This is a genomic window from Rhizobium sp. BK289 (assembly GCF_014193575.1).
Classification (GTDB): domain Bacteria; phylum Pseudomonadota; class Alphaproteobacteria; order Rhizobiales; family Rhizobiaceae; genus Rhizobium; species Rhizobium tropici_C.
Map to the genome: position 1 here is coordinate 387,517 of NZ_JACHZO010000004.1, position 22,040 is coordinate 409,556.

A 22,040-nucleotide genomic window follows, 5' to 3' on the forward strand; every position below is an offset into this window, starting at 1 on the left:
AAGGAGCTCACCGCAATGGAGCTTCAAATGAGCGTGAATCCATTCTCTTGAGACTTTGGTCCGAACATCCTTGCGACCCACGTCCCAATCCAACCGACTGAAGCCTGAGAAAAGGAACCGATTGCAATCAGGCCCTGTTTTACCAACAGCTCCGTCAATGACGGACGAATAGCAGGTGAAAGGAGATTCTGATGAAAACCAAAGTACTTAGCATAGCGGCACTCTCGCTTGGCCTGGCCGCCGGATGTGCCTTCGCCCAGTCGTCGACCGTCACTGGCGCGGCAGGCGGCGCCGCAACCGGAGCCGTGGTCGGTGGACCTGTCGGAGCTGCCATAGGCGGCGTGGCTGGTGCCATCGTCGGCACGGCCATCGATCCGCCGCCGCAGAAGGTGGTTACCTATGTGCGCGAACAGCCCCTGCCCGATGACGGAGTGGTTGTCCGTGAGCGAGTGGTTGTCGGCCAACCATTGCCGGAAAGGGTCGTCATAAGAACCATTCCGACGAATCCGCGATATGCTTATGCTGTGGTCAACCACGAACGGGTGATCGTTGAACCATCATCGCGCAAGGTCATCCAGATCGTTGAGTGACCAGGCTGGAGAGCGGAAACACGCTCTCCAATCCTCCCTTTGTCGTTGCGCTACCCATCCGGTAGAAACGACTGGTCATGCATGATCATGACGTGAAGAGCAAATTGCCTATCGCCGGATCGAGCAGCGTCCGGGGCGGAAAGCTTCGACCCGGCGATAGAGCCGGCGGGCGGACCGGCTATGACGTGGCGTCAGCGGCGCGGAACCCTCAAAAGGTTAACCCCAGGAACCGCCGATGCCAGACGCGCGGCAATCGATATGCTTATCCTGCAAATCCGCTATGGCAGCGCCTCAGTCGTCGATCTCGGTATCGCTCTGAGACGCGGCGGTGGATTGCCTTTCCAGTGCGTCACGCACTTCTGCGATTTTTCCCGTATCCGTTCCGGCTCCGAGAATGCTCTTTGCCTCGGCAAACGTCTGGTCCGTCACTGGTTTGTTCGACAGCTGCGCCAGCGCCGAACGCAAGGCGCTGTCGCTGAGAGCGGGATCCGTCGGCACCGCCGTCGTTCCATATTGCATTTCGAACTCTGCATATGCCCTCACATAGGCTGAGAGCGCCGCCATCTTGGGGTCCTTCGAATTCAAGTAGGCGTGGTAATCTCTCTTGAGCGAACTCAGGCTGCCTTGGCCGGGCTTCGAGACATGTGTCTTTGCGCTTGCGCTATGGGACTTGGAGTGCTTGTCGGGGTGATGTGCCAACAAGGATGATGAAGTGCCAGAGGCCGTGGCCGTATTCGCGGAAGTGTCGCTGGCATCGTCGTCACCGGACTTTGCGTGGTCGGATTTTCCCTGGCCATGACTGCCGCCATTTCCATTGCCGTTACCGCCACCATTTCCATTGCCGCCGCCATTGCCGCCCTTGGCGAATGCCGTCTGTATGAAGCCGACGGCAGTTCCTCCCATGGGAGCGACCGCCAATACCAGGCCGAGGCTTGCGGTACCGATGATAGAACCGATTTTCATGCGCATTTCCTTCAAAAAAATCCGTTGTCCGGGACAGCGGACAGCAAAATCAATGCGCACTACAATATTGCTGAATTCCGAGGTTTCTACATTGGTGGGACTTATGCCTTGGGCATTAGGACCATGGTCCGATTGATCCCGCCCGATGGTCCCTTAGATTGCATGGGCCGGATAGCGCTACCATCTTCAGATGACGACCCGGCCGGTGCGGACGGGCAACGGTTGACACTCGATCCAGCTGGGATAGCTATAAGGGGTTGGGAGATCAGTGCTGACTATGCCGGTTCTGCGAGCAAATCGTACACACAAGCTATCTCTGGCAGGTCTGATCGAACGCTGGAACTCTCAATCCTTGGCAAGACAGTTCCTGCTTGCCGGCGGCTTCGTCGCGATCTGTGCCATGCTCGTCATCGGCTCCTTCGTTGCGGGCCTGATCGAAAACGCGGTAACGCGCAATTCAGCGGCGACGACAGCCCTTTACGTCGACAGCGTCATCGCCCCGCTTCTGCCCGATATGCAAACCACGCAGGTTCTCGATGATACGGTAACGCGGGCCCTTGACGAGACACTCGGCCAGGGGGCGCTCGGGACACGGCTGTTTTCATTCCGGCTGTGGCGCAGCGACGGGACGATCCTTTATTCCAATGACAAAAATCTTTCCGGCAAGCAGTTTCCGCTCTCGGATAGTCTCAACACCGCTTTCTCCGGCCAAATGGTCGCCAAGTTCAATCGGCTCGACGATGTGGAAAGCGTTGCCGAGCGCAATAGCGGCAAACCGCTGCTGGAAATCTACAATCCGGTGCTGCAGCCCTGGTCGGGCAAGGTCGTCGCCGTTTCCGAGTTTTACGAAGTCGCCTACGACTTCGAGGGGAGCCTGACACAAGCGCGGCTGTTGAGCTGGCTTGTGGTCGCCTTGTTCACACTGACATTCTTCGCGCTTCTCTCGATCATCGTTCTGCGCGGCAGCCGCACCATCGACAATCAGCGCAAGGCGCTCAATGGCCGTATCGGAGAACTGTCGACGCTTCTTCGACAGAACGAGGCATTGCGCGCGCGCGTTCAACGGGCGACACAGCGCTCGGCCGCGCTCAACGAGAGCTATTTGCGCCGCATCGGCGCCGACCTGCATGACGGTCCTGCCCAGTTGGTCGCCTATGCCTCTCTGCGCCTGGATAGCCAGACCCTGACAAATCCCGCCACTGCGCCGGACGAACGCGAGGCGTCGCTGCGCACCATCAAAGCCAGCCTCGACGATGCGATGGCGGAGATCCGAGGCATCTGCGGCGGGTTGATGCTGCCACACATCGAAACGGATAATCTGCCCGGATTATTGGGGCGCGCAATCCGCGCCCATGAGCGGCGCACCGGCGTTACCGTCGCGCTCTCCGTCGGCGCGATACCGGCGGACCTTTCCACCTCGGCGAAGATCTGCATCTATCGCTTTGTACAAGAAGCCTTGAACAACGGCTATCGCCATGCCGGCGGGATCGGACAAAAGGTCGTGCAATCCCTGGAAGACGGCCAGATCGTGATCGAGGTCGCCGATGAAGGGCCGGGATTTGATCCGAAAGATGTCGGCCCGCAAAAACTCGGCCTCGCCGGCCTCAGGGACCGGGTCGAGAGCCTTGGCGGCACGTTTCAGCTTTTATCGTCGAACCGTGGAACAACCGTTCGAATGTCTTTGAACATCGAGGAAATGGAACAGGCATGACAGCTCCGATCAGCTTGGCAGTCATCGATGACCACCCGCTTTTCAGGGAAGGTGTTATCCGAAGTCTGACTGAAATGGATGGATTTAGCGTCGTCGGCGAAGGAAGCAGCCGAGAGGACGCGTTGCGGATTGCGGCGGAGTGCCGGCCGGACATCCTGCTGCTCGACATCTCCATGCCGGGAGGAGGGCTGGACGCCATTCCTCTCATACTCGCCCAGATACCGAACCAGAAGATCGTGATGCTGACGGTCTCCGAGGCAAGCGACGACGTGATGGCGGCGCTCAAGAGCGGTGCGAAAGGCTATGTGCTGAAGGGCGTTGGATCCAGGATGCTAGCCGATATCATTCGCAGCATCGCCGCCGGCGACAGCTATGTCGCACCGACGCTATCGGCTCGCCTGATTTCGGAAACCGGATCGAGCGCTCAAATAAATCCCTTCAACACGCTGACGGATCGGGAACGGGAGGTGCTGGAATTGGCCTCAGCCGGATTGAGCAACAAACATATCGGCCTGAAGCTCGATCTGCACGAGAAAACCATCAAGCATCACATGACCCAGATCTTCACCAAGCTTGAGGTGAGCAATAGAACGGAAGCGGCGATGGCGTTCCGGGACGAGCTTGAAAGGCGCCGTCAGTGAAGGAAGGACTTGAGCCGCTGCTCATCGGCGATCGTGGCATTGCGGTTGACGATTGTGCGGCCCTTTGAATCCTGCATCACATAACGTCCACTCTGTATCTTTTCGCTCATGCCATCCTTGTGGCGAACGGTAATCGCGCCGTTGCCCGTGTCGGTGGACTGCTCGGCATCGACCTGGCTTTGCGTCGCGCTCTTGGCACTGGATGACTGGCCCTTGTCATTTCCTTTCCCATTGCCATTGCCGTTACCGCCGCCGTTACCTCCATTGCCGCTGTTGCCGCCGCCGTTTCCATTACCTCCGCCGTTTCCGTTACCTCCGCCATTGCCTCCACCATTGCCACCGCCATTGCCGTTCCCGCCCTTGGCCTCCGCCATCTGCTGCGCAAATATCGCCGAACCGCCATGGATTTTGACGGTGTAAGGGAGCGCGGCGCTGACGAAAGTCAGCAACAAGCATGGCAAGGCAGCAATAAGCTTTCGACGCAATGACACCAGTAGCCTCCTGAGGCTTGAAGTCGTTCAAGCGACGGGCGGCCATCGTCCCCTGGCGCGAAAGCGCCGCCCTCTATCGCCGATTGGCAAGTTCCGATCTCCATATCAGATCGTCGCAACACCGCGAGCGGTCAAGTTCTATCACGCGGGACAAAGCCCGGCTTGGACTTCAGCAATCGCGTCAGGGACCTTTTGCCGACGTGGGATCAGACCAACGTCGGAGAAGAAGACCGACCGAAGCCCAATTGTGTGGTTGCATTATTGAAAGCAATTTTCCCCGGCCGATATGACTGCGCTCGCCGGGACTCTATCGACGCGGATGCGGTGGTCGGGACCCAATAACGTCTCTTAAAAATTGGCACACGCGGTGCGGCAGCACTTACGCGAACGGTCCGATGGGGGAGTATTATGACCCAGCAATGGAGGATATTTCTGGCCCGTTTAACCCCGCCAGGCGCAATATTGGATTTCTCGGCCGCCGAATTTGCCATCGAGGTTGCCGTCAATCTTCGTTATTGCCTGAAACTCGTCCAACCGACGCCGGAATGCATTGATCTGGCCGAGCTCGTGCTGCTGCGCGCGCAGAGGTATGGCGAGGCCAGAATAGGAGATAAATCGCTGTTGTTCGCGGAGGCGGAAGATGCCCTTGCCCAGGCAACAAGGCTGCTCGAGATCGAACTCGAATATTGCTCGACACGGAGCATGAAAAGCAGTTGCGATCAAGCCGCCTGAGATTTTCGTCAAACCATGCCATGTCGCGCCAAGACCCTATCCGCGTGATCGCAAGGCTGCAGTCAAAGGAAGCCTGCTTGCAACGGTTGCCGGCAAGGCGCCGCCCAGAATGCCGATCGCAAGTCCGAGCAGACCGGCCGTCGCCATGACATCGCCGGTCACGGAGAGCTGGAACGCCATACGCGCGCCATTCGTCCCAACCGTACTTGCCTGCCAGCCATTGAAGGCCAGCCACGAAGCCAGCAGTCCGACCGCCACACCAAGGGCGGCAAGCATGACTGCCTCCATCCATGTGCCGAGAAACGCGGATATCCGGCTGAAGCCGAGCGCTCGAACCGTGGCGATCTCGACGGTACGGTCCGACACGGAATTCATCATCGTATTGAGCGCACCGGCGGTCGCTCCAACGGCCATCAACAGCGCAAGCGGCCAGCCGAACAGCCGGATGAGACTGGCCGTGCGGGCCGATTGCGCCGTATAGAGGTCGGCTTCGACAACAGCGCGAAGCGGCGTGGTCCTGATCGTGTCGAGCTTGGCCTGAAGTCGTGGCAACAAGGCGGGATTGGACAGCCGCAAGCGCAGGCTCTGGACCTGCCCCTGCCGGTCGAAGGCCGATCGAACCGCGTCGAGGTCGGCCCAGATCTCGGACTCGAAGGCACTGCCTCGCGCCGAGAACAAGCCGACCACCGTCCAGCCGACCGTGCCGAGCCGCAAGGTACTGCCGATCGATATTCCGAACTGCTGCGCGAGACGGTCCCCGACGACGATCTCGCGCGAGCCGGGTGTGAACAGGCGGCCGGCCGACAAGGCGATATGGTCACGGATGGAGGGACCGGACTGATCCATGCCGCGAAGAGCGAAGGTCCGGCCCTCTTCCGACCTGTTCGATTTGGTATCGACGGCAACGACGATTTCACGCGAGAAAATCGGCATGCCGTTGGCGTCTCGCGCCACGCCGATATCGTCGTTCATTGCGCCCAGGGTGCGAATGACCGAGGCGGGTACATCGGAGCCGGTCTCCTGGTTGGTGCCGCCACCCAGGACGACCGCAACGGAGGCGGAGCCGGCACTTTGCAGGGCCGTCTCGAAACCTCTTGCCATGGCCAGGAAGCCCGCGAGAACGCAGACGACGAGCGCCACGGAAAGAACCATCGAGGCGGAAATGGAGATGCGTCGCGGCAGGCTGAACAGATTTGCCCTGATCATGACGAATGCTTGCCTGGCATTGGAGGACATGTATCTACCTCGTTCTGAATGCGGAAATGATCGGGATCCTGAGCGCGTTGAGCGCCGGAAGGGCACCGGTTACGAGCGCAAGCAGGGTGACGATCGCCAGGGCTCTTGCAAAAATCGCATGGGAAAAGACGAGGCCGATCGCAGGTCCCGTGATGACCGTTGCAAGCAGTGCAAATAGCAGGCCGATGGTGCCGCCGACCACGAATATGAAGAATGTTTCACCGAGGATCAGCGCCATGATCCAGGAGCCGGAAAAGCCCAGGGTTTTCAAAACGCCGATCTCGAAGGTGCGCTCGCGAATGGCAAAGACCATGGTGTTGCCGACGATCATCAGCAGTGTGACGAATGCCGCCCCGACGACCATGTTCACGATCAATCCGATATCGGCATATTGGCGCAGAAAGGCCTCGAGGAACTGCTTTTCCGACCTGGTCTGTGTCGGCGCCGCCGAATTGGCGAACAGCTGATCGATCCCGGAGGCGAGCTCTGCGGCCGATACACCCGGCTGCGGTCGGATGATGAAGGCGTCGACCGTGTCCTTGTTGCGGGCTCTGAGCGCATTGACATAGTCGTATTGGGCAACGACGAAATAGGTGTCGGTCGAGGCGTTCTCGCCATTGAAGATACCGGCGATTTCAAAGGACCAGTCACGGCTGCCATCCTGCTTTGCCATGTCGAAGCTGGTGACAGTGATCTTCTGGCCGACGGTCCAGCCTTGCGCCTCGGCAAGCGCCCGGCCGACGAGGACGGTGCTGCGGTCCCTGGCGAGCACGCTGATCAGATCCGGCGTTAGCCCGAGCTCCTTGCCGTTCGAACTGTAAAGCCGCGCGGGATTGGCGGCACTCACAGCGATGATGTTCTTTTCGACCGTCGCAAAGCCACGCAAACGCGACATATAGCCGACGGCGGCTACACCTAGCTCGGCGCCGATCCGGTTCAGGTAGGAAATCGGCAGCGGCTGGGCGCGGCCAGCCGCGCTCATGACCCCGAGGATGTCGTCGCTCGCCGCCGACGAGCCCTGGCTACCGTCGATGAAGCTCGTCGTCAGGCCGTAGATGAGAAAGGCGGTGGCGACACTTATCATCAGCAATATCGTGCGCAAAGGCTTTCGCCAGGCGCTCTTTTGCACGAGATCGAGGAATGTTATGCGTCGGCCCTCCGCTCTTCGACGAACCTGCCCTTGTCGAGATGAAGCGTTCGGCCGGCATAACTTGCGGCCTGCGGGTCGTGGGTCACCATGATGATGGTCTTGCCGAGCTCGCGGTTCAGAAAGCGCAGCATTTCCAGCACCTCGTCCGCCGACCGGCGGTCGAGGTCGCCCGTGGGCTCGTCGCAGAGCAGCAATGCCGGGTCCGCGACGATGGCGCGCGCGATGCCGACACGCTGCTGCTGGCCGCCCGACATCAGCTTCGGATACTGCTTCTGGCGACCCGAAAGTCCCACCAGATCCAGGACCTTGTCGACGCGGACCCGGCGCTCCCTTGATGAGAGCGGCTTCAAGAGAAGCGGCAGTTCGATGTTCTCGGCCGCGTTCAGCATCGGCAGGAGATTATAGAACTGGAAAACGATCCCCATGTTATGGGCGCGCCAGGACGAACGGGCTGCCTCTCCCATTTGGTCGAGATTGCTGACCCCGATGCGCAGGCGGCCCTGATCCGGCCTGTCTATGCCCGACAGCATGTTAAGCAGCGTCGATTTCCCGGATCCGGAAGGCCCCATGATCGCGACGAATTCGCCTTGTGCTATCTCAAGATTGAGATCGGCAAAAATCGGGATGGTCTCGGTCCCGATCCTGTATCCCTTCTTGACATTGTTGAGCACGATATACGGCTCGTTGCTTGTCGAAGCAGTCATCGAGAAGTGTCTCCTGGCTGTTGTGCTGGAATGGTCGAAATTCGAATGCGGGCGGCCATGTTGGGCATGGTGCCGTCAGGTGGATCGAGGAGCGCCAGGCGCAGCGTGATCGTGCCCTTTTCCGCCGAAGCGATCGGCCAAACCTGCAGGATCTCGATCATGAAGGGCTTATCCGGAAAGCCGTCGAGGACGGCCTCGCCGCGAAGGCCCGGACGAAGCTCGCCGATATTGGTTTCGGCGACGTCGGCGTCGATCACCATGCTTTTGGTATCGGTAATCGTCAGCAGGCTTTCATTTTCCTTGATACCGTCCACCCGGGCCAGAACCCGGCCACCGACACGGGCGTCGAGCCGCGTCACCGTACCCGAAATCGGGGCTCTAACGGTCAACGCGTCGACATGCTCCTGCGCGATCTTCACGCCGAGTTGCGTTCTGGCATAAGCTTGGCGCGCCTGATCGACTGCATTCAACGCCGCATCCCTTGCGGTTTGCGCCTCCTCAACGGTCTGGACGGAGACAGCGTTCTTTGCTGAAAGCGCCGCATTGCGCTGCAGCGAGCTCTCGGCCTGCTTGAGCGCTAGGATCTTGCCGTCAAGGACAAGCTTGGCGGCATCGCGATCAGCCCTCGCTTGCTCGAGTGAGAAGTCAGCGCTGATATCGCCGATCCCAACGAGAACCTGCCCGGCTTCGACGCGATCGCCGACGCGCACACCCACCGATGCGATCTCTCCCTCGTATTTGGAAAAGACCGTCACGATACGCGGCGCGACGACAAACCCGGACCCGGTTATCTCCGGCGCGGATGCCGGTCTCAGCGAATTGGCTGAAGGGATGGGCGAGCCAATACCGGACGCCGCCTGGGTGGTTGGCGTCGTGATCGCCGGCGGCGGCTGGAGGGCGGTTTTGAGGCGTGGCGCGATATCCGGCCAGAAGAATGCGACCGCACCGACGCCAAGGGCGAGCAGAACACTCGAGAGGAAAAGTCGCCGGCTTTTCCTGACCGGCGGCTCCGCTGTTTGGAACGAAGGCTCAAGGGATAATGACCTGAGCGTTTCGGCGAGTTTGCGATTTTGTTCGGTGTTCGTGTTCATGCCGCCAGCATGAACGAGACGCCCGAAAACTCGACCTCAAACGCGTTCCAGATCGTACTCGATCGCGATCTGGTACTTTTTCCCCCTAGGCGGCGGCCAGGGTCTTCTTCCGCCACTCCAGAGGCGTGACCTCGGTCACGCGCCGAAACTCGCGATTGAAATTGGACTTCGTCTGAAACCCGACTGCATACATGATCTCGATGACCGACTTCTCGGTTTCGGTCAGCAGCTTGCAGGCGGCGGCGATACGAAACTCGTTGACATATTGCGAGACGTTTTTCCCCGTGGCCCGATTGATCGCTTCGGAAATCTGACGCGCCGAGAGGCCGGCCTTGCGCGCCAGTCTGTTCAAGGTCAGATCGTGATCCTCGTAGAGCCGCCTCTCCGACATCAGCGCTTGAACGGCAGCCATCGTCTCGATATCGCCCGCATCCGCTTTTGAAGCTTCGGCGATCTCAGGCGCTTCCTTTGCCGCGCCGCTGCGGCTGGCAGCTGCGGCCGCGGCCGACAAGATGATGAGCGCCACCAGGTTCCCACCGACAATGAGGGCCGGCGTGTACTGACCATGCGCCCACATAAAATCGAGGGCCACGACCGTATCAAGCGCCGCAGAAAGAAGCAGCGAAGCGGCCGCCAACAGGATCGCATGATAGGCAGGCCTGGCTTCGTCGAGCGCGGCAAGGCGAAGGGCGTCCATTCCCGGTCGCATCAGGCGCAATATGGCGATCGCATAACCGATAAAGGTAAGAACGAGGACGATATCGATCGCGTCGCGCCAGACGATCATCGATATCAGAACAAGAACCGCGGGCAGACAATGGATGCCGATGCGCAGGAAAGGCGGTCTCACGCTCTTCTTGACCAGCTGAAACACGCCCGCATAGACCAGCGGCGGCATGGTGGCCGCAACCAAAGGGGCCGCATACATGACGGCCTGGATCCCGTACCCCCATCGCAAACCGGACAACACGGACTGAAAAGCACTGACCAGGATAAGGGTCAGAAAGGGCAGATTGGCCGGCCGTTCGTCATCCCGCCCGGCCACCATGGCAAACAACACGAGCAGCACGATGGCGACCGCGAAAGGAAATGGAATAAAAAGCATGACGGTCACCCTCGGCAGCTCGAAAGCAATAGAATGAAATCATGTCAGCAACTGCCGCCTCGCACGACCTCGATCGCGTTTCAGTACCGTGTCATTGCCATAGATTGACGCCCGCTGCCGGTCAAGCGCGGGCGCCCCGTATACCAAACTCGGGGCTATCGGAGAATTCTCGCGAGCGCGGCTAGCGTCCAGGGCAGCCATTGCTCCAGACGCTCAGTTGGGAGTTTGGTTTTCTGATCCTCACGGAAACCTCGGTCTACTTGGAACCGCATGGCGCGGCGCAGTGGAGATGCCGCTATGCGTAATAGGCGCGCTCGAGGTCCGCGATGACGATCTTTTTCATTTTGTACATGGCCTGCAGCACGCGCGTCGCCTTGCTTCTGTCGGCATCGGCGATCATTTCCAGAAGGATCGTCGGCGTGACCTGCCAATAGACGCCGAATTTGTCGGTTAGCCATCCGCACGGCTTTTCCTCGCCGCCGCCGGCCGTAAGCGCATTCCAATAATAGTCAGTTTCCGCCTGGTCGGCCGTTTCGATCTGGAAGGAGAATGCTTCATTGTAGGGTACGTGAGAATTGGCATTAAGGGCAGCGATTGGCAGTCCGGCCAATTCAAACCGAACCCTCGACAATTCAGGATCCGGAAGGTCGATTCGCCCCTGGAGTTTCGAGTCCCTGAACACCGACATGTAAAACGCCATGGCCTCTTCGGCCTGCGCCTTGAACCAGAGATGGGGATAGATTTTCATGGCAACGCTCCCTCACTGACCGTTGCACGCCGACACAGGGCCACCATCGGCCCGGATCAGCGACCCGTCCCAATCTCGCTCAAAGCCGATATCGCGCAGACGATGGGCCGAAAAACGGGTGACGAGGCGCATCGCCCACATATGCTGGACATGGGCAACCAGGCAGGCCGTTCGCCGCGCGATCATGGTGAGCGCGGATCTGATTGCCGCGATGGGCAAGCCGATGGAGGCGGGAGCCGCGCGATCGACCATCTCAGTATATGCATGAATAACACTCACAGTAACCTCCTGTTTGAATTGCATTGGCAACGAACGCCACGCTTAAAAAGCGATGCTGATAGCCAAAGATTGCCCTCCAGGTGGCTGGACGACAACCGAATATTCGTGCAGGATATGTGAGTTTCACTCACAGGTAATCGATGCCGCGCCAGCTTCCACCCTTGACAACTCTTCCGGCTTTTGACGCTGCGGCTCGCCATTTGAGCTTTACGAAAGCAGCCGTGGAGCTGAATGTGACCCATGGGGCGATCAGCCGCGCCATCCGGAACTTGGAGGAAAGGCTCGGTACCCTGCTGTTCGAGCGAGGAACGCGATCCGTCCGGCTGACACCCGCGGGCATCGCTTATGCCGCCGAAATCGGCGCGGCTCTCGATCGAATAGGAATCGCAACCAGCGCCGCTACGGCGCCGAAATCATCAGGCGTGCTCAATGTCAGCACGTCGGACGGGTTTGCCGGAAGATGGCTTGTTCCGCGACTGCATCGGTTTCACCGCGCCAACCGCGACATCGATGTGCGTCTCTCCACCTCGGGAGGGTTCGCGGACTTCCTGAGAGACGGGATCGATATCGCAATCCGCTATGGAGAGGGCGACTATGACGGAGTGGTTTCGGAGATGCTGGCAGAGGAAGATGTCTCTCCTGTCTGCAGTCCGGAGCTGCTTGAAGGCGAGCATCCTCTCTGCTCGCCCGCTGATTTGAGATATCATAGGCTTATTCACGACAACTTCCGCATTGATTGGGCCACCTGGCTCAAGGCCGCTGGATTGGACGATATCAATCCCGATAGTGGCGTCCGATTCGACTCGGCCGCCTATGCGGTCCAAGCCGCCGTCCAGGGCGAAGGGGTATTGCTGGGCAGGAGTGCGCTGGTCTCGAACGATCTCGCAGCCGGGCGCTTGGTGCGCCCCTTCGATCTCGCGCTTAAATCGCGGTGGAATTATTATGTCGTCTATCCTGAAGGCGCCATGCGGCTGAAAAAGGTCAGATCCTTCCGCGACTGGCTATTTAGCGAAATGACGTCGGCTACCGGGCCTTGACGGGGCGTCTGCCATGCCAAGGTCTTAGCCAGCAGCGTTCGTGGATGCCTAACCACATTTAATGCCAATGCGGGCTAGTTTTTCCAATCATTCCGATCCGGATCGGGATGCATCCTCTTGTTGTCTGACTTCTTTCAGCAGTTTTTCCCGCGGATCGTCGGAAAGTTTATTCCTGGTCGCCTTGATCTTCTCGTCGGCGACATCGACAGGCCTTCCGCTGTCATCGGGAAAACCCTCGGCCGTCTGGCCGATCGAGGCATCCTTTGGCCGATCATTCAAACCGGTGGTGAGCTTTTTGTCTGCCATATCGAATCTCCTTTTCCTGAAAACTCCTCGGCCGATGTTTTGTGCCGATGCGTCGATAAGACGTGCAGAAAAATGACAGATGTTTCGATGGCGCGGCCCGATCACCGTGCTCATGCAGCGAAGCGACGCGCAAGTTCACCCATTTGATCAGGAACATTCGCGGTTCACGACAGTTGGGAATTTTTAGAGATCAATGGAGGTCGCTATGAAAAGATTGCTCGCTGTTATGAGTGCGGCACTCTTCGCATCCGGAACGGTTTTTGCTCAAAGCAGTGTGGTTGTAACTCCGGACAGCTCCGACACCAGCGGATCAACCGTGGTTGTTCCCGGAGATGTCACGACATACGTGACAGGACAAGAGGTCCCATCAGTAACTTACGAAGGCGATATCGCAGTTGGTAGCGCGTTGCCGAGTTCCGTCGAGGTATATCCTGTGCCAAGCAATAGTGACTATGCCTACACCATCATCAACAAGAAGAGAGTTATCGTAAATCCTCACACTCATAAGATTATCGAAATCGTCAAATGATCGCTCATGTATGCACCTGTTGATTGCGGCGCCTTTTATCGGCAAAATGCGGTCCGGTAGTCGCAGCTGTCAGTCATAGGTATCACCATGCTCGAAAGCGGCAACGGTTGTGGATATCCCTTGCTCTCTGTTTGAGACGTGATCGCGACGCCTTCGACACGGCGACATCGCTGCGCCGTGTCGGCTTCTCGTCGCTCATAACGTGAAGCGAAGGATTTTTATCTATCGCGAAACATCCCACGCAGCCTGGCAAGAATGCCCGGTCGATCGCCTGCAGCAATCAACGCACGAACGCTATGGGCGGCTACCGAGGCATTAATCGTGGCTCCGAAGTGACAATAACAGACGAGCTTATGCAGCTGATTGTGACTCAGCCCGAAGAATTGCTTGATTTCGCCATAGGTGTCGTCATTGAGCCCGGCTGCCCGCAGGACGGGGTCGGCAAATGCCACCGACAGCGGCGAATCGTCAGCGCGCATGATCGCACGCTCTCTGGCGGGCTGAAATTCCGTTTCATGCAACGTCGAGAGTGCTTGTTGCCCGCGGCGTTCGAGGAGCTCCGCCCACCGCTCAAGGCGGTCGCGGCGCGTCGCAGGCAGCGCGTGCCGATATTCGAGGTTAACGTTGGCGCGGGTCCGAATTTCTTGAAGGGCATGGTGTTTCATCGAAGGCTCCTTTCGGACGATATCCGTCCATTCGCGACATTCCAAGTTTGAGAGGGGTTCCGACGAGATCATTCGATCCGGTTTGTGCCCGAGGTGGACAAGCGTTCTTGAACGGCGGATGCGATGCAGTCTCGGCATTCGCCAGCCACGAATCGACCAATTGCTTTCCGGCACTGGTGAGCTCCTGAAGTTCAGCACGATACATGTCCCCGAAACTTCCGATCTGCATCGCGGTAGTCCCTATCATCCGATCGGATCGGAGATCGGAATCCCAGTGGTTCCTAACCGCAGCGATGACCAAATGTTCCGATCAAATTCCAGATCCCTTCAAAATCGTTCGACCAAACCCGCGCGATCCAACTCGGTGGGACTTTCGTTCAAAGATCTTCACAGCTATCGCCGTGGCCAGTCCTCCGAACCGAACTTATCGTTGATGGCGTTCTCCTCGTCGCAGGTCAAAAAAACGCGCAATCACAGGGGCTTGCACCATCTCGCCCGCGCGATTTTCTCTCACCCGCACGAGCCATCATCTAGATTTTGACGTCCGCAACTGCCGACTGCCTATTTGGGTCGAGTGCGACCTACCAACAGAAGGAACATTTCTCCGCTCCAACGGTTAGAAGGCAGCAGAGGAACATGGTGATGATGCAGAATGACGAAGAAAAGGATCGGGATAGAAATGACCCGATCGTATCTCCGAGCGATAGTCCCTCGCAGAAAAGGAGCAAACGGCGAGCCGGATATTTTATCGTGATCGGGTTTTGCATCATTGCCTTACTGGTTCTCGTCGAATGGTTATTGAATGGCACGATCATGCTCTCGAACGCGCATTGAGCCCGAGGCGCAAGAGAGGCGTTTTAGCATTCACCGCAAGGTGTTTGGCTACAAAAGACGAAACGCGGTGGTGCCGAAATCCGTCAGAAACTCAGAAACAATGAGGTATAGCGATGGTTGGACAAAAAACCCACCAGCAGCAAATACATGTCATCGAAAAGCGGGAAGACACCTCCAATGCGGGAGATGATTTCAATGCCGGCCTGGATTTGAAGAAATCCCCCGAAGAGCGCAGGAGAGAAGCTGAAAGCACGCGACTGCGTTCGAGCCCCGAGATTCAAACTGAAGACCGCGCGATGTTGCGAGGCGTCAATCAAAGAAGCGGACAACACAAGAAACATAAGTAATACGTTCAACGTGCTGTCGGAGTGTGAGGCGCCCACATAATCTAGAAAGCGAACAGCGAACCCAACTGTTCAAACCACATCGGGTAGAAACGGTCCGCGTCATCCAGACAACCATGCATGATGGAATGCTTGATCAGCGTGAGTGCACAGGGTTCCAACCATTATCACGTGTCGTGAAGTTGGTTTATGGCGGAAGATAGAACCCCACACGCGCTTACATGCCGGCCTTGGAACCGGTCTCAGCCGCGATACTTGCCCTCGTTCATTTCACGCGGATCATAATTGAGATCCCAATCTTTCTCTGGTTTTGTTGTGCCGGGAGGCTTTTTGTTGACGGTCGCGTCGTCGGACCCCGTGATGACAGTCGGCTTGGCGCTTGCCACACCGTTATTGCGGCTGCTTTTCAGCAGTCTTCGGGATTGACCCTTTGCATCCTGCGCGGGATCGCCCCTACTCTTTTCACCTGGATTGTTCGACTTAGGCATGGCGGTATTCCCATCATTCATTGCCATATCAGGCCTGCATGTTCATCGCTTTTCCGGTATCTCGATCCTCCGCCAAACAACCCACGTGCTGCAATGTTCCCGGGCACTTTATGATCCTCTTTTGTCATCAGATCGGTCTACGGCGCAAATGCCAGGTGGTTTCTCCGCCATATAATGACGGGCGCTGCATCGCAGCAGATATACTTCCGGCTCTGGATTTTCCAGCATCGTAAAACCTGCGCTACGTAGCATCGCCTCGGTCGCCGCCTTGTTCGGTATGAACCAGTTTGTCGGATCCCCGGCGTAGCGGTTTTCGACGAAGAACAATTTTGGATAATCGGGGCGGTTGAAAATCTCCCGCTCCGCGAAGTCGTAATCGTCTTTCAGCTCCGGTGTTTCGTCCACGCCTCGCTGCATGCATTGAAACAGCATCAGGTCTTTGACGACATGCTCACGAAGCAGATCAAGAGCCAATAGCGGGTGACGCAAATGGTAGAGGACGCCCATGAAAAGGACGAGGTCAAACTTCTCGTGCAATTGCGCGACCTCGTATACGGACATTTGCCTGAAGTCGATATCCACCTCGGCCTGCGTTGCCGCGAAGACGGCTTGCCGCAGATAATGCGGATCCGTATCGATTGCCACCACACGATCCGCATTGCGCCGTTTCATTTCCAGCGAGTAAAACCCGGCATTGCAGCCGATATCGAGAACAGTTCTGCCTGTCAGATCCCGAGGAATGACATCCTTGAAGCGACGCCACTTGAAACTTGGATAGTCCCCGAGAAAATGATCGGGAGCTGTTTCGACACCCTTTATGCGCAGGTTATGAAACCATGGCGCCAGTTCGATAATCCGACGCTGCAACTCCTCTTGGTTTTGCATGGTCACGCTCCGAGTGAAATGCCCGTCGGACGCCGGATCGGCGTAGCCTTGCGGTTTGTCCGTCGGACAAATTGTGGTTCGTGAAGCACTTGGCGAAACCAGGCAATGGTATATTCCAAGCCTTCCGCGAGATGGACCTTCGGTTCCCAGGACAGGAGCTGCTTTGCCCTGAGTATATCAGGCCGTCGACGCTGCGGGTCATCGGTAGGCAACGGCCGGTAAACGATGCTTGAGCTCGTGGGCACCATCTTCAGGATCATTTGCGCAAGCTCGTGAACCATGAACTCCCCGGGATTGCCGAGATTGATGGGCAAGCCGGCGTTTGGCTGCACATTCATCGAGCGGATCAGCCCGTCCACCAGATCGGACACATAGCAGAAGGATCTGGTCTGGTCGCCGTCTCCATAGATTGTCAATGGTTCATGTTGCAGCGCCTGGACGATGAAATTGGAAACGATGCGGCCGTCGTTCGGCTGCATGCGAGGGCCGTATGTATTAAAGATGCGCACCACGCGGGCGTCGACACAGCCCGTGCGCACACTGTCGAAACAAAGCGCCTCTGCTGCGCGCTTCCCTTCGTCGTAACATGCACGCGGCCCGATGCAGTTGACGTGACCCCAATAATCTTCCTGCTGAGGATGCTCTTGCGGATCACCGTAAACCTCGCTCGTGGAGGCCTGCAGGAAAGAGGCAGCATGGTGCTCGGCAAGCTTGAGCAGATTGCCGGTTCCGGCCACGCTGGTCATCATCGTGTGAATAGGGTCAGCCTGATAGAAGGCAGGAGACGCAGGACATGCCAGGTTGTAGATCTGGTGAAGCGGCTCGGCAACCTGCAGCTCCTCGCATATGTCATGCTCGATGAGCGTGAAATCGGGATGATTTTGCAAGGCCTTGATATTATCGGGGGTACTGGTCAGAAAGCTGTCAACGCAAATGACCTTATGGCCTCCGGCGATCAACGCATCGCAAAGGTGAGAGCCGACAAAACCGGCGCCTCCAGCGACGAGAATATTCTTTTTGATTACCTGCCGCATGCAATTTCTCCTCTGGGTTGCTACACGAAAGCACGTCGCCCTGCTCGATTTTCCGGCAGACTCTCTGACAGCATGTTCACCAGTTGCCGGGCGCGAACACGGCCGGTGTGCTCGCCATGAACGATGCGATGCGCGAGATTGGCTATTCCGCGCCTCGCTTCCTCTGAAACGCCGGTCAGCGCACCGACCACGTCTGCGGTGTCATGCGCGATCAAGATGGAGCGATCCTGCGGGAAAAGCTCATCGAGGCCGCGCCAGAAATCGCTAATGATCGGCGTGCCGCAGGCAGCAGCCTCGAAAAGACGCACGCTGGGCGACCAACCCGCCTCGATCATATCGGATCGCGTGATGTTGAGCGTGAATCTTTGCCGGCTGTAGAAGGACGGATGATCGGTGGGCGCAAGATGTTCGATGCGGGTTACATTCTCGGGCCAGTCGATATCAGTGGGAAATTGCGACCCGGCGACGACAAACCGCAAATGCGGCAACTGCCGTGCCGGCTCTATCAAGAGCATCTGCAGTTTCTCCTGCCGGTCGGGACTGTAGGTGCCAAGATAGCCGAGATCCCAATAGGGCGTTTCGCCTGTATTCCTGTAACGCCGCTCGTCCACAGAGCAATAGAGAGCTTCGGCACGCGAGACGCCGAACTCTGTCATCAGCCGGTCGAGGACGCCTCCTCCCGAAAAAGACAGATAGATATCGAACAGCGCCATCTGACGTCCGGCAATGTATTCCTGGTCGCCCTGTCCGAGTTTTGCAAGCGTGACGGGCGTGTCGATGTCGTAAAAGCACAGGAGCGAAGGATCTAAGGCGGCAACAGTATCGATCACTGCTACTCCATCCGGCACATAGGAGCCGATGATGACGGCATCAGCGGCGGTCAATCGCTGACTGAAACGATTTTTGAGCTCATCGATCCCGTCATAGTAAGAAAGTTCGCAGAACTCCGGATCGAGAAGATCCCGTTGGGCAGCATACCAGGGGACGTCCCGCTCCAGGAAAAGAACATTGTGGCCCTCGGCATGGAGACCTCTGATCAAGGAGCGGTACGTCGTGGCGTGACCATTGCCCCAGGAAGAGGACAAGGTGAGGCCGAGAACGACGATGTCGAGGGCACGGCTCATTCGGCAGCCTCCTTGCTTGCGAAACGAGACCGCAAGAGTTGATCGACTTCGACGGCTCGATGCCGGTAAGTGTGCTCGCCAAGCACCTTCGCAAGCGCCCTCCGGCCGACCGCTGCCGCATGCTCCGCCGTCAGACCGGACAGGATTTCGCGCACGTCCTGACCGTCGCGCGCGACGAACACCTCCTCGTTCGACGTCAGAAAATGGTCAATTCCTTCCCAATAATCTGTAATCAGGCAGGCACCGGCGCCCGCTGCTTCGAACACCCGCGTGGCAGGTGAAAAGCCGTTGTCGGCCATGCTCTCGCGCGAGATGTTGAGCACTGCTCTCGGCGTCACGTTGAAGGCATTGTGATCGCGGGTGGGCACGTGCCCGATATAGCGGACATTGCCCGGCATCGGCTTGTCGTCCCAGCCCGCGCCACCCAGGAGGAAGCGGTGCGTGGGCATGGCTGCGGCCGGTTCGAGAAAAAAACTTTCGACGCGGCGCTCTCGATCAGGCAGACGGTTGCCAAGAAAGCCTAGGGCGGCCTCGAAACGATGATCGGCGATGACGGGATGATGGGTCTGCGGATCGAGCGCATTGTAGATGGGAATGCATGCGGTCGCCCCCAGCAGAAGGTATTGTTTTACGACGGGTTCCCCGCCGCCATAGGTCAAAACGAGATCAAGGCTCCCAAGGGCTTGGCGAAGCGGATGTTCCGCGGAGGTCCGCATTTCGGCAAGGGTCGCCGGCGCGTCCACATCCCAGAAAATTTTCAGCGCTTCCGGGCGCGCAGCCGTCATGACCTCCCGCAAAAGCAGATCGTCCTCGAAGCCGACGCCGCTCGTCTTGATGACAACATCGGCAAGGGCCGCCTCGACCGCAACCTTCCTCAGGGCGGCGATCGTCCCATCATAGACGACGACCTCGCACCACTCGGGCGGGTCGATATCCCGGTGCTCTTGGCGCTGATAGACATCCGGCTCGTAGAAAGTGATGCGGTAACCCCTCGCCGCCAATGCTTTCAGCAAGCCGCGATAATAGGTCGCCGCACCGTTCCAATAAGCCGAAAGGAGGCTCGAGCCGTAGAACGCGATCTTCATTCCGCAACCTCCTGCCGACCCGTTGCATTGCCCTGATCCAGAATTTTCAGAAGTTCATCCACGCGATGGCTGCAGGTATGCCGCGTGCGAATGCGCTCCAGGCCAGATGCAATCAGCGCATCGGCGAGCGCCTGGTCCGAAAGGACATCACGAACGAGGCGGGTCATTTCGTCGCCAGTTCTGGCGATGAGAAAATCCTCGCCAGGCCGGAAAAGCTCCTCGCAATCGTCCCATGGCGCGGATATCAGCGGAATCCCGCAGGCGAGCGCCTCGAAGACACGTATCGTCGGAATGCCCGGCAGGGATTCAACATAGGGACGGCGGGGAATATGCACAGTCACCCGGTTTTCGGCAAATGCCCGCGGCACGTCGGCATTGGCGATCCAGCCGCCGTAGTTGATGCCGGCTTTGCGCAAAGCCTCGAGCGCTGCCGGAGGATAGCGCACACCTCGCACGCTAGTCGTCAGTGCGTCTTTCCCGATGCGGCTGGCAGGGTCGATCAGAAAGCGGCCGATCTCGGCACTGCGTTCATCATCGCCCCAATTACCGATCCATATGAGATCGCCGGTCTTTTCTACCTCGGGTATCGGCCTGAACAACGCCGCGTCGGCCGCCTCGTGCCAGGTAAAGACATTGGTCCCCCACCCTGCCTTGAGATAACGCTGACGCAGCGTCTCGCCGAAGGCGAGAATGAGGTCATAATCCTCAAGATCAAGCCCTGCGATTTCACTCCGTGCGGAGACGGCACGATGATGGGTGTCATGAAAGATGAGTGTGAAGCGCCCGCCGATGCGCCTGGCTCTGCCGAGCCGCTTGACGAGCGCGGGATCTGTCCACTCGTGAACGACAACGACGTCTGCGTCGCTGATCGCTTCCTCATGGTCGAAGGCGCTGTCGTAGGATAGCGACGTCAGCTGCGGGAATGTGCGACGGAAAGTTTCCAGCGCCTGCGGCCCCTGATCCATGAGGAGATTACGGCGGCTCCAGGAATCGGAAGGCTCAATAGCGATGGCACTATGTCCGCGCTTCAGGAGCTCGCGCATGATCCCGCGCAGGAAATGCGCATTGCCATGGTTCCAATCCGACACCAGAGAATGCGTGTAGAATACAAATTTCATGGATGCATCGCCTCCCTCTCATCGGCATGCTGCATGGCGCTTGCATAAACGCTCAGCAGCGACCGGCATTGATGGTCGAGCGAGTAGCCCCGCGATCGATTTTGTGCCGATCGAGCCTTCGTTTTCCGCAATTGCTCGTCGTGCGACAGCAGATCGATCGCATTGGCGAAGCCGGCGGGATCGTGCGGATCCACAAAAAGTGCGGCCTCGTCCCAAAGTTCGCGATAGGTCGCGATATCCGCCAAAACGAGAGCAGCTCCCGAACGGGCTCCCTCAAGCGCGGCAAGCCCGAAGGGTTCGTAGAGAGAGGGCGAGACGACGATACCGGCCTCAGCCATCAGAGCGGCAATGTCTTGATGAGGCATCTCCCCTAGCTGGGCGGCATGCTCGACGAAAAAATGCTGACCGGACGGCCCGTCGACAGGCCCTGCCATCAGTATTTTTGATCGAGAGAGACCTGCGGCCTGATCCAATACTGCACCATTCTTGCCATCATCCCACCATCGGCCAACCGCCAGGGCAAAATTCCCCTTCGGAGTTGACCGCGCGGGGAGTTCGCTTGAGTTATGGACGACCTTCAAATGGGAAATCGGCCCATAGCACGTTCGAAGCGCATGCGCGTGGCTATGGCTCGGCGCAACGACGATATCGGCGCGATCGAAGCCGCGCCGGTTGCGCGAGAATTGCCATCTCCATGGATCGGGAACGCCGATGCCACGTACGGATTGGAACCAGGTCACGACGCACGAATGCGAAACAACGACAACGGGCAGATCGACATCGAGACCGGCGGCTTGCGAGGGAAGATTGAGATGAAGCAAATCTGGAGAATGCCGGTCGATAAGCCGCCTGAGAAGGTCGGGAATGATATCGAGCTCATCTTCGTTTGCCGCCATCCAATCCAGCGGCGCGTCCAGCCATGTCATCGGTCCGAGCGCAAGGGCTTCCCGCTGCTGTTCGGATGAAGGCGACGGCCCCAACCCGGCAAACACCGTGGTGACGCCGAATTGCTGTAATCCCCTGGCGAGATCCATGGCATATCTCCACACGCCGCCGACAGCGTCTATGGTCATCAGAACGGTGTGTGGCCTGGCAGGGTCGAACTGATAGCCTTGCGCATGCGCCAAATTGCTTTGATTGACACTCATTG

General features: G+C 58.2%; 25 protein-coding genes. 7 read left to right on the plus strand and 18 right to left on the minus strand.

The window, feature by feature from the left end; translation table 11 throughout:
• Nucleotides 1-191 precede the first annotated feature (191 nt).
• Nucleotides 192-590, plus strand: coding sequence for a DUF1236 domain-containing protein (locus tag FHT84_RS10270; protein WP_112345603.1), 399 nt, complete (start codon nucleotides 192-194; stop codon nucleotides 588-590).
• Nucleotides 591-881: 291 nt separating this feature from the next.
• Here FHT84_RS10270 and FHT84_RS10275 read toward each other — a convergent pair whose 3' ends face one another.
• Entirely contained in the window at nucleotides 882-1,553 is a 672-nt protein-coding gene (locus FHT84_RS10275) for a hypothetical protein (protein ID WP_112345602.1), read from the minus strand.
• A 277-nt stretch (nucleotides 1,554-1,830) separates the two neighbouring features.
• On the opposite strand from FHT84_RS10275, the gene FHT84_RS10280 reads away from it, so the two are divergent.
• Together FHT84_RS10280 and FHT84_RS10285 are read left to right on the plus strand one after the other, a co-directional pair.
• The gene (locus FHT84_RS10280; protein WP_112345601.1) at nucleotides 1,831-3,264 is read left to right on the plus strand and encodes a sensor histidine kinase; all 1,434 of its coding nucleotides are present in this window, start codon (nucleotides 1,831-1,833) and stop codon (nucleotides 3,262-3,264) included.
• On the plus strand, nucleotides 3,261-3,905 hold the full coding sequence (locus FHT84_RS10285) for a response regulator transcription factor (RefSeq protein WP_112345600.1): 645 nt from the start codon (nucleotides 3,261-3,263) through the stop codon (nucleotides 3,903-3,905). The genes FHT84_RS10280 and FHT84_RS10285 overlap by 4 nt, the downstream gene beginning before the upstream one ends.
• On the opposite strand, the gene FHT84_RS10290 is transcribed toward FHT84_RS10285, so the two are convergent.
• Entirely contained in the window at nucleotides 3,899-4,396 is a 498-nt protein-coding gene (locus FHT84_RS10290; protein WP_112345599.1) for a hypothetical protein, read from the minus strand. The two genes, FHT84_RS10285 and FHT84_RS10290, sit on opposite strands and share 7 nt — an antisense overlap.
• Nucleotides 4,397-4,804: 408 nt before the next feature.
• On the opposite strand from FHT84_RS10290, the gene FHT84_RS10295 reads away from it, so the two are divergent.
• On the plus strand, nucleotides 4,805-5,128 hold the full coding sequence (locus FHT84_RS10295; RefSeq protein WP_112345598.1) for a hypothetical protein: 324 nt from the start codon (nucleotides 4,805-4,807) through the stop codon (nucleotides 5,126-5,128).
• A 36-nt stretch (nucleotides 5,129-5,164) separates the two neighbouring features.
• Here FHT84_RS10295 and FHT84_RS10300 read toward each other — a convergent pair whose 3' ends face one another.
• From FHT84_RS10300 to FHT84_RS10330, 7 genes are all read right to left on the minus strand, one after another.
• Nucleotides 5,165-6,364, minus strand: coding sequence for an ABC transporter permease (locus tag FHT84_RS10300; protein WP_145644824.1), 1,200 nt, complete (start codon nucleotides 6,362-6,364; stop codon nucleotides 5,165-5,167).
• Between the two features lie 4 nt (nucleotides 6,365-6,368).
• Nucleotides 6,369-7,511: an ABC transporter permease gene (locus tag FHT84_RS10305; protein WP_112345596.1), complete on the minus strand. Its 1,143-nt coding sequence runs from the start codon at nucleotides 7,509-7,511 to the stop codon at nucleotides 6,369-6,371.
• Complete coding sequence (locus tag FHT84_RS10310) at nucleotides 7,508-8,218, minus strand: ABC transporter ATP-binding protein (protein ID WP_112345595.1); 711 nt, start codon at nucleotides 8,216-8,218, stop codon at nucleotides 7,508-7,510. Before FHT84_RS10310 ends, FHT84_RS10305 begins: the two co-directional genes overlap by 4 nt.
• Nucleotides 8,215-9,309: an efflux RND transporter periplasmic adaptor subunit gene (locus tag FHT84_RS10315; protein WP_145644823.1), complete on the minus strand. Its 1,095-nt coding sequence runs from the start codon at nucleotides 9,307-9,309 to the stop codon at nucleotides 8,215-8,217. The genes FHT84_RS10310 and FHT84_RS10315 overlap by 4 nt, the downstream gene beginning before the upstream one ends.
• Nucleotides 9,310-9,394: 85 nt before the next feature.
• Entirely contained in the window at nucleotides 9,395-10,414 is a 1,020-nt protein-coding gene (locus tag FHT84_RS10320) for an AraC family transcriptional regulator (RefSeq protein ID WP_112345593.1), read from the minus strand.
• Between the two features lie 295 nt (nucleotides 10,415-10,709).
• Nucleotides 10,710-11,162, minus strand: coding sequence for a VOC family protein (locus tag FHT84_RS10325; RefSeq protein WP_112345592.1), 453 nt, complete (start codon nucleotides 11,160-11,162; stop codon nucleotides 10,710-10,712).
• A gap of 12 nt (nucleotides 11,163-11,174) precedes the next feature.
• On the minus strand, nucleotides 11,175-11,441 hold the full coding sequence (locus FHT84_RS10330; RefSeq protein ID WP_183762058.1) for a hypothetical protein: 267 nt from the start codon (nucleotides 11,439-11,441) through the stop codon (nucleotides 11,175-11,177).
• A 140-nt stretch (nucleotides 11,442-11,581) separates the two neighbouring features.
• Between FHT84_RS10330 and gcvA the strand changes: the two genes are divergently transcribed.
• Nucleotides 11,582-12,478: a transcriptional regulator GcvA gene (gene gcvA / locus FHT84_RS10335; RefSeq protein ID WP_112345590.1), complete on the plus strand. Its 897-nt coding sequence runs from the start codon at nucleotides 11,582-11,584 to the stop codon at nucleotides 12,476-12,478.
• A gap of 87 nt (nucleotides 12,479-12,565) precedes the next feature.
• Here gcvA and FHT84_RS10340 read toward each other — a convergent pair whose 3' ends face one another.
• The gene (locus FHT84_RS10340) at nucleotides 12,566-12,898 is read right to left on the minus strand and encodes a hypothetical protein (protein ID WP_245430527.1); all 333 of its coding nucleotides are present in this window, start codon (nucleotides 12,896-12,898) and stop codon (nucleotides 12,566-12,568) included.
• A gap of 91 nt (nucleotides 12,899-12,989) precedes the next feature.
• Between FHT84_RS10340 and FHT84_RS10345 the strand changes: the two genes are divergently transcribed.
• The gene (locus FHT84_RS10345; RefSeq protein ID WP_112345588.1) at nucleotides 12,990-13,313 is read left to right on the plus strand and encodes a DUF1236 domain-containing protein; all 324 of its coding nucleotides are present in this window, start codon (nucleotides 12,990-12,992) and stop codon (nucleotides 13,311-13,313) included.
• 218 nt (nucleotides 13,314-13,531) lie between these two features.
• Here FHT84_RS10345 and FHT84_RS10350 read toward each other — a convergent pair whose 3' ends face one another.
• On the minus strand, nucleotides 13,532-13,978 hold the full coding sequence (locus tag FHT84_RS10350) for a hypothetical protein (protein WP_112345904.1): 447 nt from the start codon (nucleotides 13,976-13,978) through the stop codon (nucleotides 13,532-13,534).
• A 947-nt stretch (nucleotides 13,979-14,925) separates the two neighbouring features.
• On the opposite strand from FHT84_RS10350, the gene FHT84_RS10355 reads away from it, so the two are divergent.
• Nucleotides 14,926-15,159 carry a hypothetical protein gene (locus tag FHT84_RS10355; protein ID WP_112345586.1) on the plus strand — a complete coding sequence of 78 codons (234 nt, stop codon included), beginning with the start codon at nucleotides 14,926-14,928 and terminating at the stop codon, nucleotides 15,157-15,159.
• A 239-nt stretch (nucleotides 15,160-15,398) separates the two neighbouring features.
• On the opposite strand, the gene FHT84_RS10360 is transcribed toward FHT84_RS10355, so the two are convergent.
• From FHT84_RS10360 to FHT84_RS10390, 7 genes are all read right to left on the minus strand, one after another.
• Nucleotides 15,399-15,644 carry a hypothetical protein gene (locus FHT84_RS10360; RefSeq protein ID WP_245430544.1) on the minus strand — a complete coding sequence of 82 codons (246 nt, stop codon included), beginning with the start codon at nucleotides 15,642-15,644 and terminating at the stop codon, nucleotides 15,399-15,401.
• Nucleotides 15,645-15,752: 108 nt separating this feature from the next.
• A complete protein-coding gene (locus tag FHT84_RS10365; protein WP_112345584.1) occupies nucleotides 15,753-16,529 on the minus strand; it encodes a TIGR04290 family methyltransferase in 777 nt (258 codons plus the stop codon).
• A 2-nt stretch (nucleotides 16,530-16,531) separates the two neighbouring features.
• A complete protein-coding gene (locus FHT84_RS10370; RefSeq protein ID WP_112345583.1) occupies nucleotides 16,532-17,563 on the minus strand; it encodes a UDP-glucuronic acid decarboxylase family protein in 1,032 nt (343 codons plus the stop codon).
• Nucleotides 17,564-17,583: 20 nt separating this feature from the next.
• Entirely contained in the window at nucleotides 17,584-18,687 is a 1,104-nt protein-coding gene (locus FHT84_RS10375) for a glycosyltransferase (protein WP_112345582.1), read from the minus strand.
• Nucleotides 18,684-19,772, minus strand: coding sequence for a glycosyltransferase (locus tag FHT84_RS10380; protein ID WP_112345581.1), 1,089 nt, complete (start codon nucleotides 19,770-19,772; stop codon nucleotides 18,684-18,686). Before FHT84_RS10380 ends, FHT84_RS10375 begins: the two co-directional genes overlap by 4 nt.
• Nucleotides 19,769-20,890, minus strand: a complete 1,122-nt coding sequence (locus tag FHT84_RS10385) for a glycosyltransferase (protein ID WP_112345580.1) — start codon at nucleotides 20,888-20,890, stop codon at nucleotides 19,769-19,771. The genes FHT84_RS10380 and FHT84_RS10385 overlap by 4 nt, the downstream gene beginning before the upstream one ends.
• Entirely contained in the window at nucleotides 20,887-22,038 is a 1,152-nt protein-coding gene (locus FHT84_RS10390; RefSeq protein WP_112345579.1) for a glycosyltransferase family 4 protein, read from the minus strand. The genes FHT84_RS10385 and FHT84_RS10390 overlap by 4 nt, the downstream gene beginning before the upstream one ends.
• Between the last annotated feature and the right edge of the window lie 2 nt (nucleotides 22,039-22,040).

Excerpts from the sequence above, each read along its gene's own strand:
- FHT84_RS10270 (WP_112345603.1), top strand. The coding sequence starts at position 192 with ATGAAAACCAAAGTACTTAGCATAGCGGCACTCTCGCTTGGCCTGGCC.
- FHT84_RS10275 (WP_112345602.1), bottom strand. The coding sequence starts at position 1,553 with ATGAAAATCGGTTCTATCATCGGTACCGCAAGCCTCGGCCTGGTATTG.
- FHT84_RS10280 (WP_112345601.1), top strand. The coding sequence starts at position 1,831 with ATGCCGGTTCTGCGAGCAAATCGTACACACAAGCTATCTCTGGCAGGT.
- FHT84_RS10285 (WP_112345600.1), top strand. The coding sequence starts at position 3,261 with ATGACAGCTCCGATCAGCTTGGCAGTCATCGATGACCACCCGCTTTTC.
- FHT84_RS10295 (WP_112345598.1), top strand. The coding sequence starts at position 4,805 with ATGACCCAGCAATGGAGGATATTTCTGGCCCGTTTAACCCCGCCAGGC.
- FHT84_RS10300 (WP_145644824.1), bottom strand. The coding sequence starts at position 6,364 with ATGTCCTCCAATGCCAGGCAAGCATTCGTCATGATCAGGGCAAATCTG.
- FHT84_RS10310 (WP_112345595.1), bottom strand. The coding sequence starts at position 8,218 with ATGACTGCTTCGACAAGCAACGAGCCGTATATCGTGCTCAACAATGTC.
- FHT84_RS10315 (WP_145644823.1), bottom strand. The coding sequence starts at position 9,309 with ATGAACACGAACACCGAACAAAATCGCAAACTCGCCGAAACGCTCAGG.
- FHT84_RS10320 (WP_112345593.1), bottom strand. The coding sequence starts at position 10,414 with ATGCTTTTTATTCCATTTCCTTTCGCGGTCGCCATCGTGCTGCTCGTG.
- FHT84_RS10325 (WP_112345592.1), bottom strand. The coding sequence starts at position 11,162 with ATGAAAATCTATCCCCATCTCTGGTTCAAGGCGCAGGCCGAAGAGGCC.
- gcvA (WP_112345590.1), top strand. The coding sequence starts at position 11,582 with ATGCCGCGCCAGCTTCCACCCTTGACAACTCTTCCGGCTTTTGACGCT.
- FHT84_RS10340 (WP_245430527.1), bottom strand. The coding sequence starts at position 12,898 with ATGAGCACGGTGATCGGGCCGCGCCATCGAAACATCTGTCATTTTTCT.
- FHT84_RS10345 (WP_112345588.1), top strand. The coding sequence starts at position 12,990 with ATGAAAAGATTGCTCGCTGTTATGAGTGCGGCACTCTTCGCATCCGGA.
- FHT84_RS10350 (WP_112345904.1), bottom strand. The coding sequence starts at position 13,978 with ATGAAACACCATGCCCTTCAAGAAATTCGGACCCGCGCCAACGTTAAC.
- FHT84_RS10355 (WP_112345586.1), top strand. The coding sequence starts at position 14,926 with ATGGTTGGACAAAAAACCCACCAGCAGCAAATACATGTCATCGAAAAG.
- FHT84_RS10360 (WP_245430544.1), bottom strand. The coding sequence starts at position 15,644 with ATGCCTAAGTCGAACAATCCAGGTGAAAAGAGTAGGGGCGATCCCGCG.
- FHT84_RS10365 (WP_112345584.1), bottom strand. The coding sequence starts at position 16,529 with ATGCAAAACCAAGAGGAGTTGCAGCGTCGGATTATCGAACTGGCGCCA.
- FHT84_RS10370 (WP_112345583.1), bottom strand. The coding sequence starts at position 17,563 with ATGCGGCAGGTAATCAAAAAGAATATTCTCGTCGCTGGAGGCGCCGGT.
- FHT84_RS10375 (WP_112345582.1), bottom strand. The coding sequence starts at position 18,687 with ATGAGCCGTGCCCTCGACATCGTCGTTCTCGGCCTCACCTTGTCCTCT.
- FHT84_RS10380 (WP_112345581.1), bottom strand. The coding sequence starts at position 19,772 with ATGAAGATCGCGTTCTACGGCTCGAGCCTCCTTTCGGCTTATTGGAAC.
- FHT84_RS10385 (WP_112345580.1), bottom strand. The coding sequence starts at position 20,890 with ATGAAATTTGTATTCTACACGCATTCTCTGGTGTCGGATTGGAACCAT.
- FHT84_RS10390 (WP_112345579.1), bottom strand. The coding sequence starts at position 22,038 with ATGAGTGTCAATCAAAGCAATTTGGCGCATGCGCAAGGCTATCAGTTC.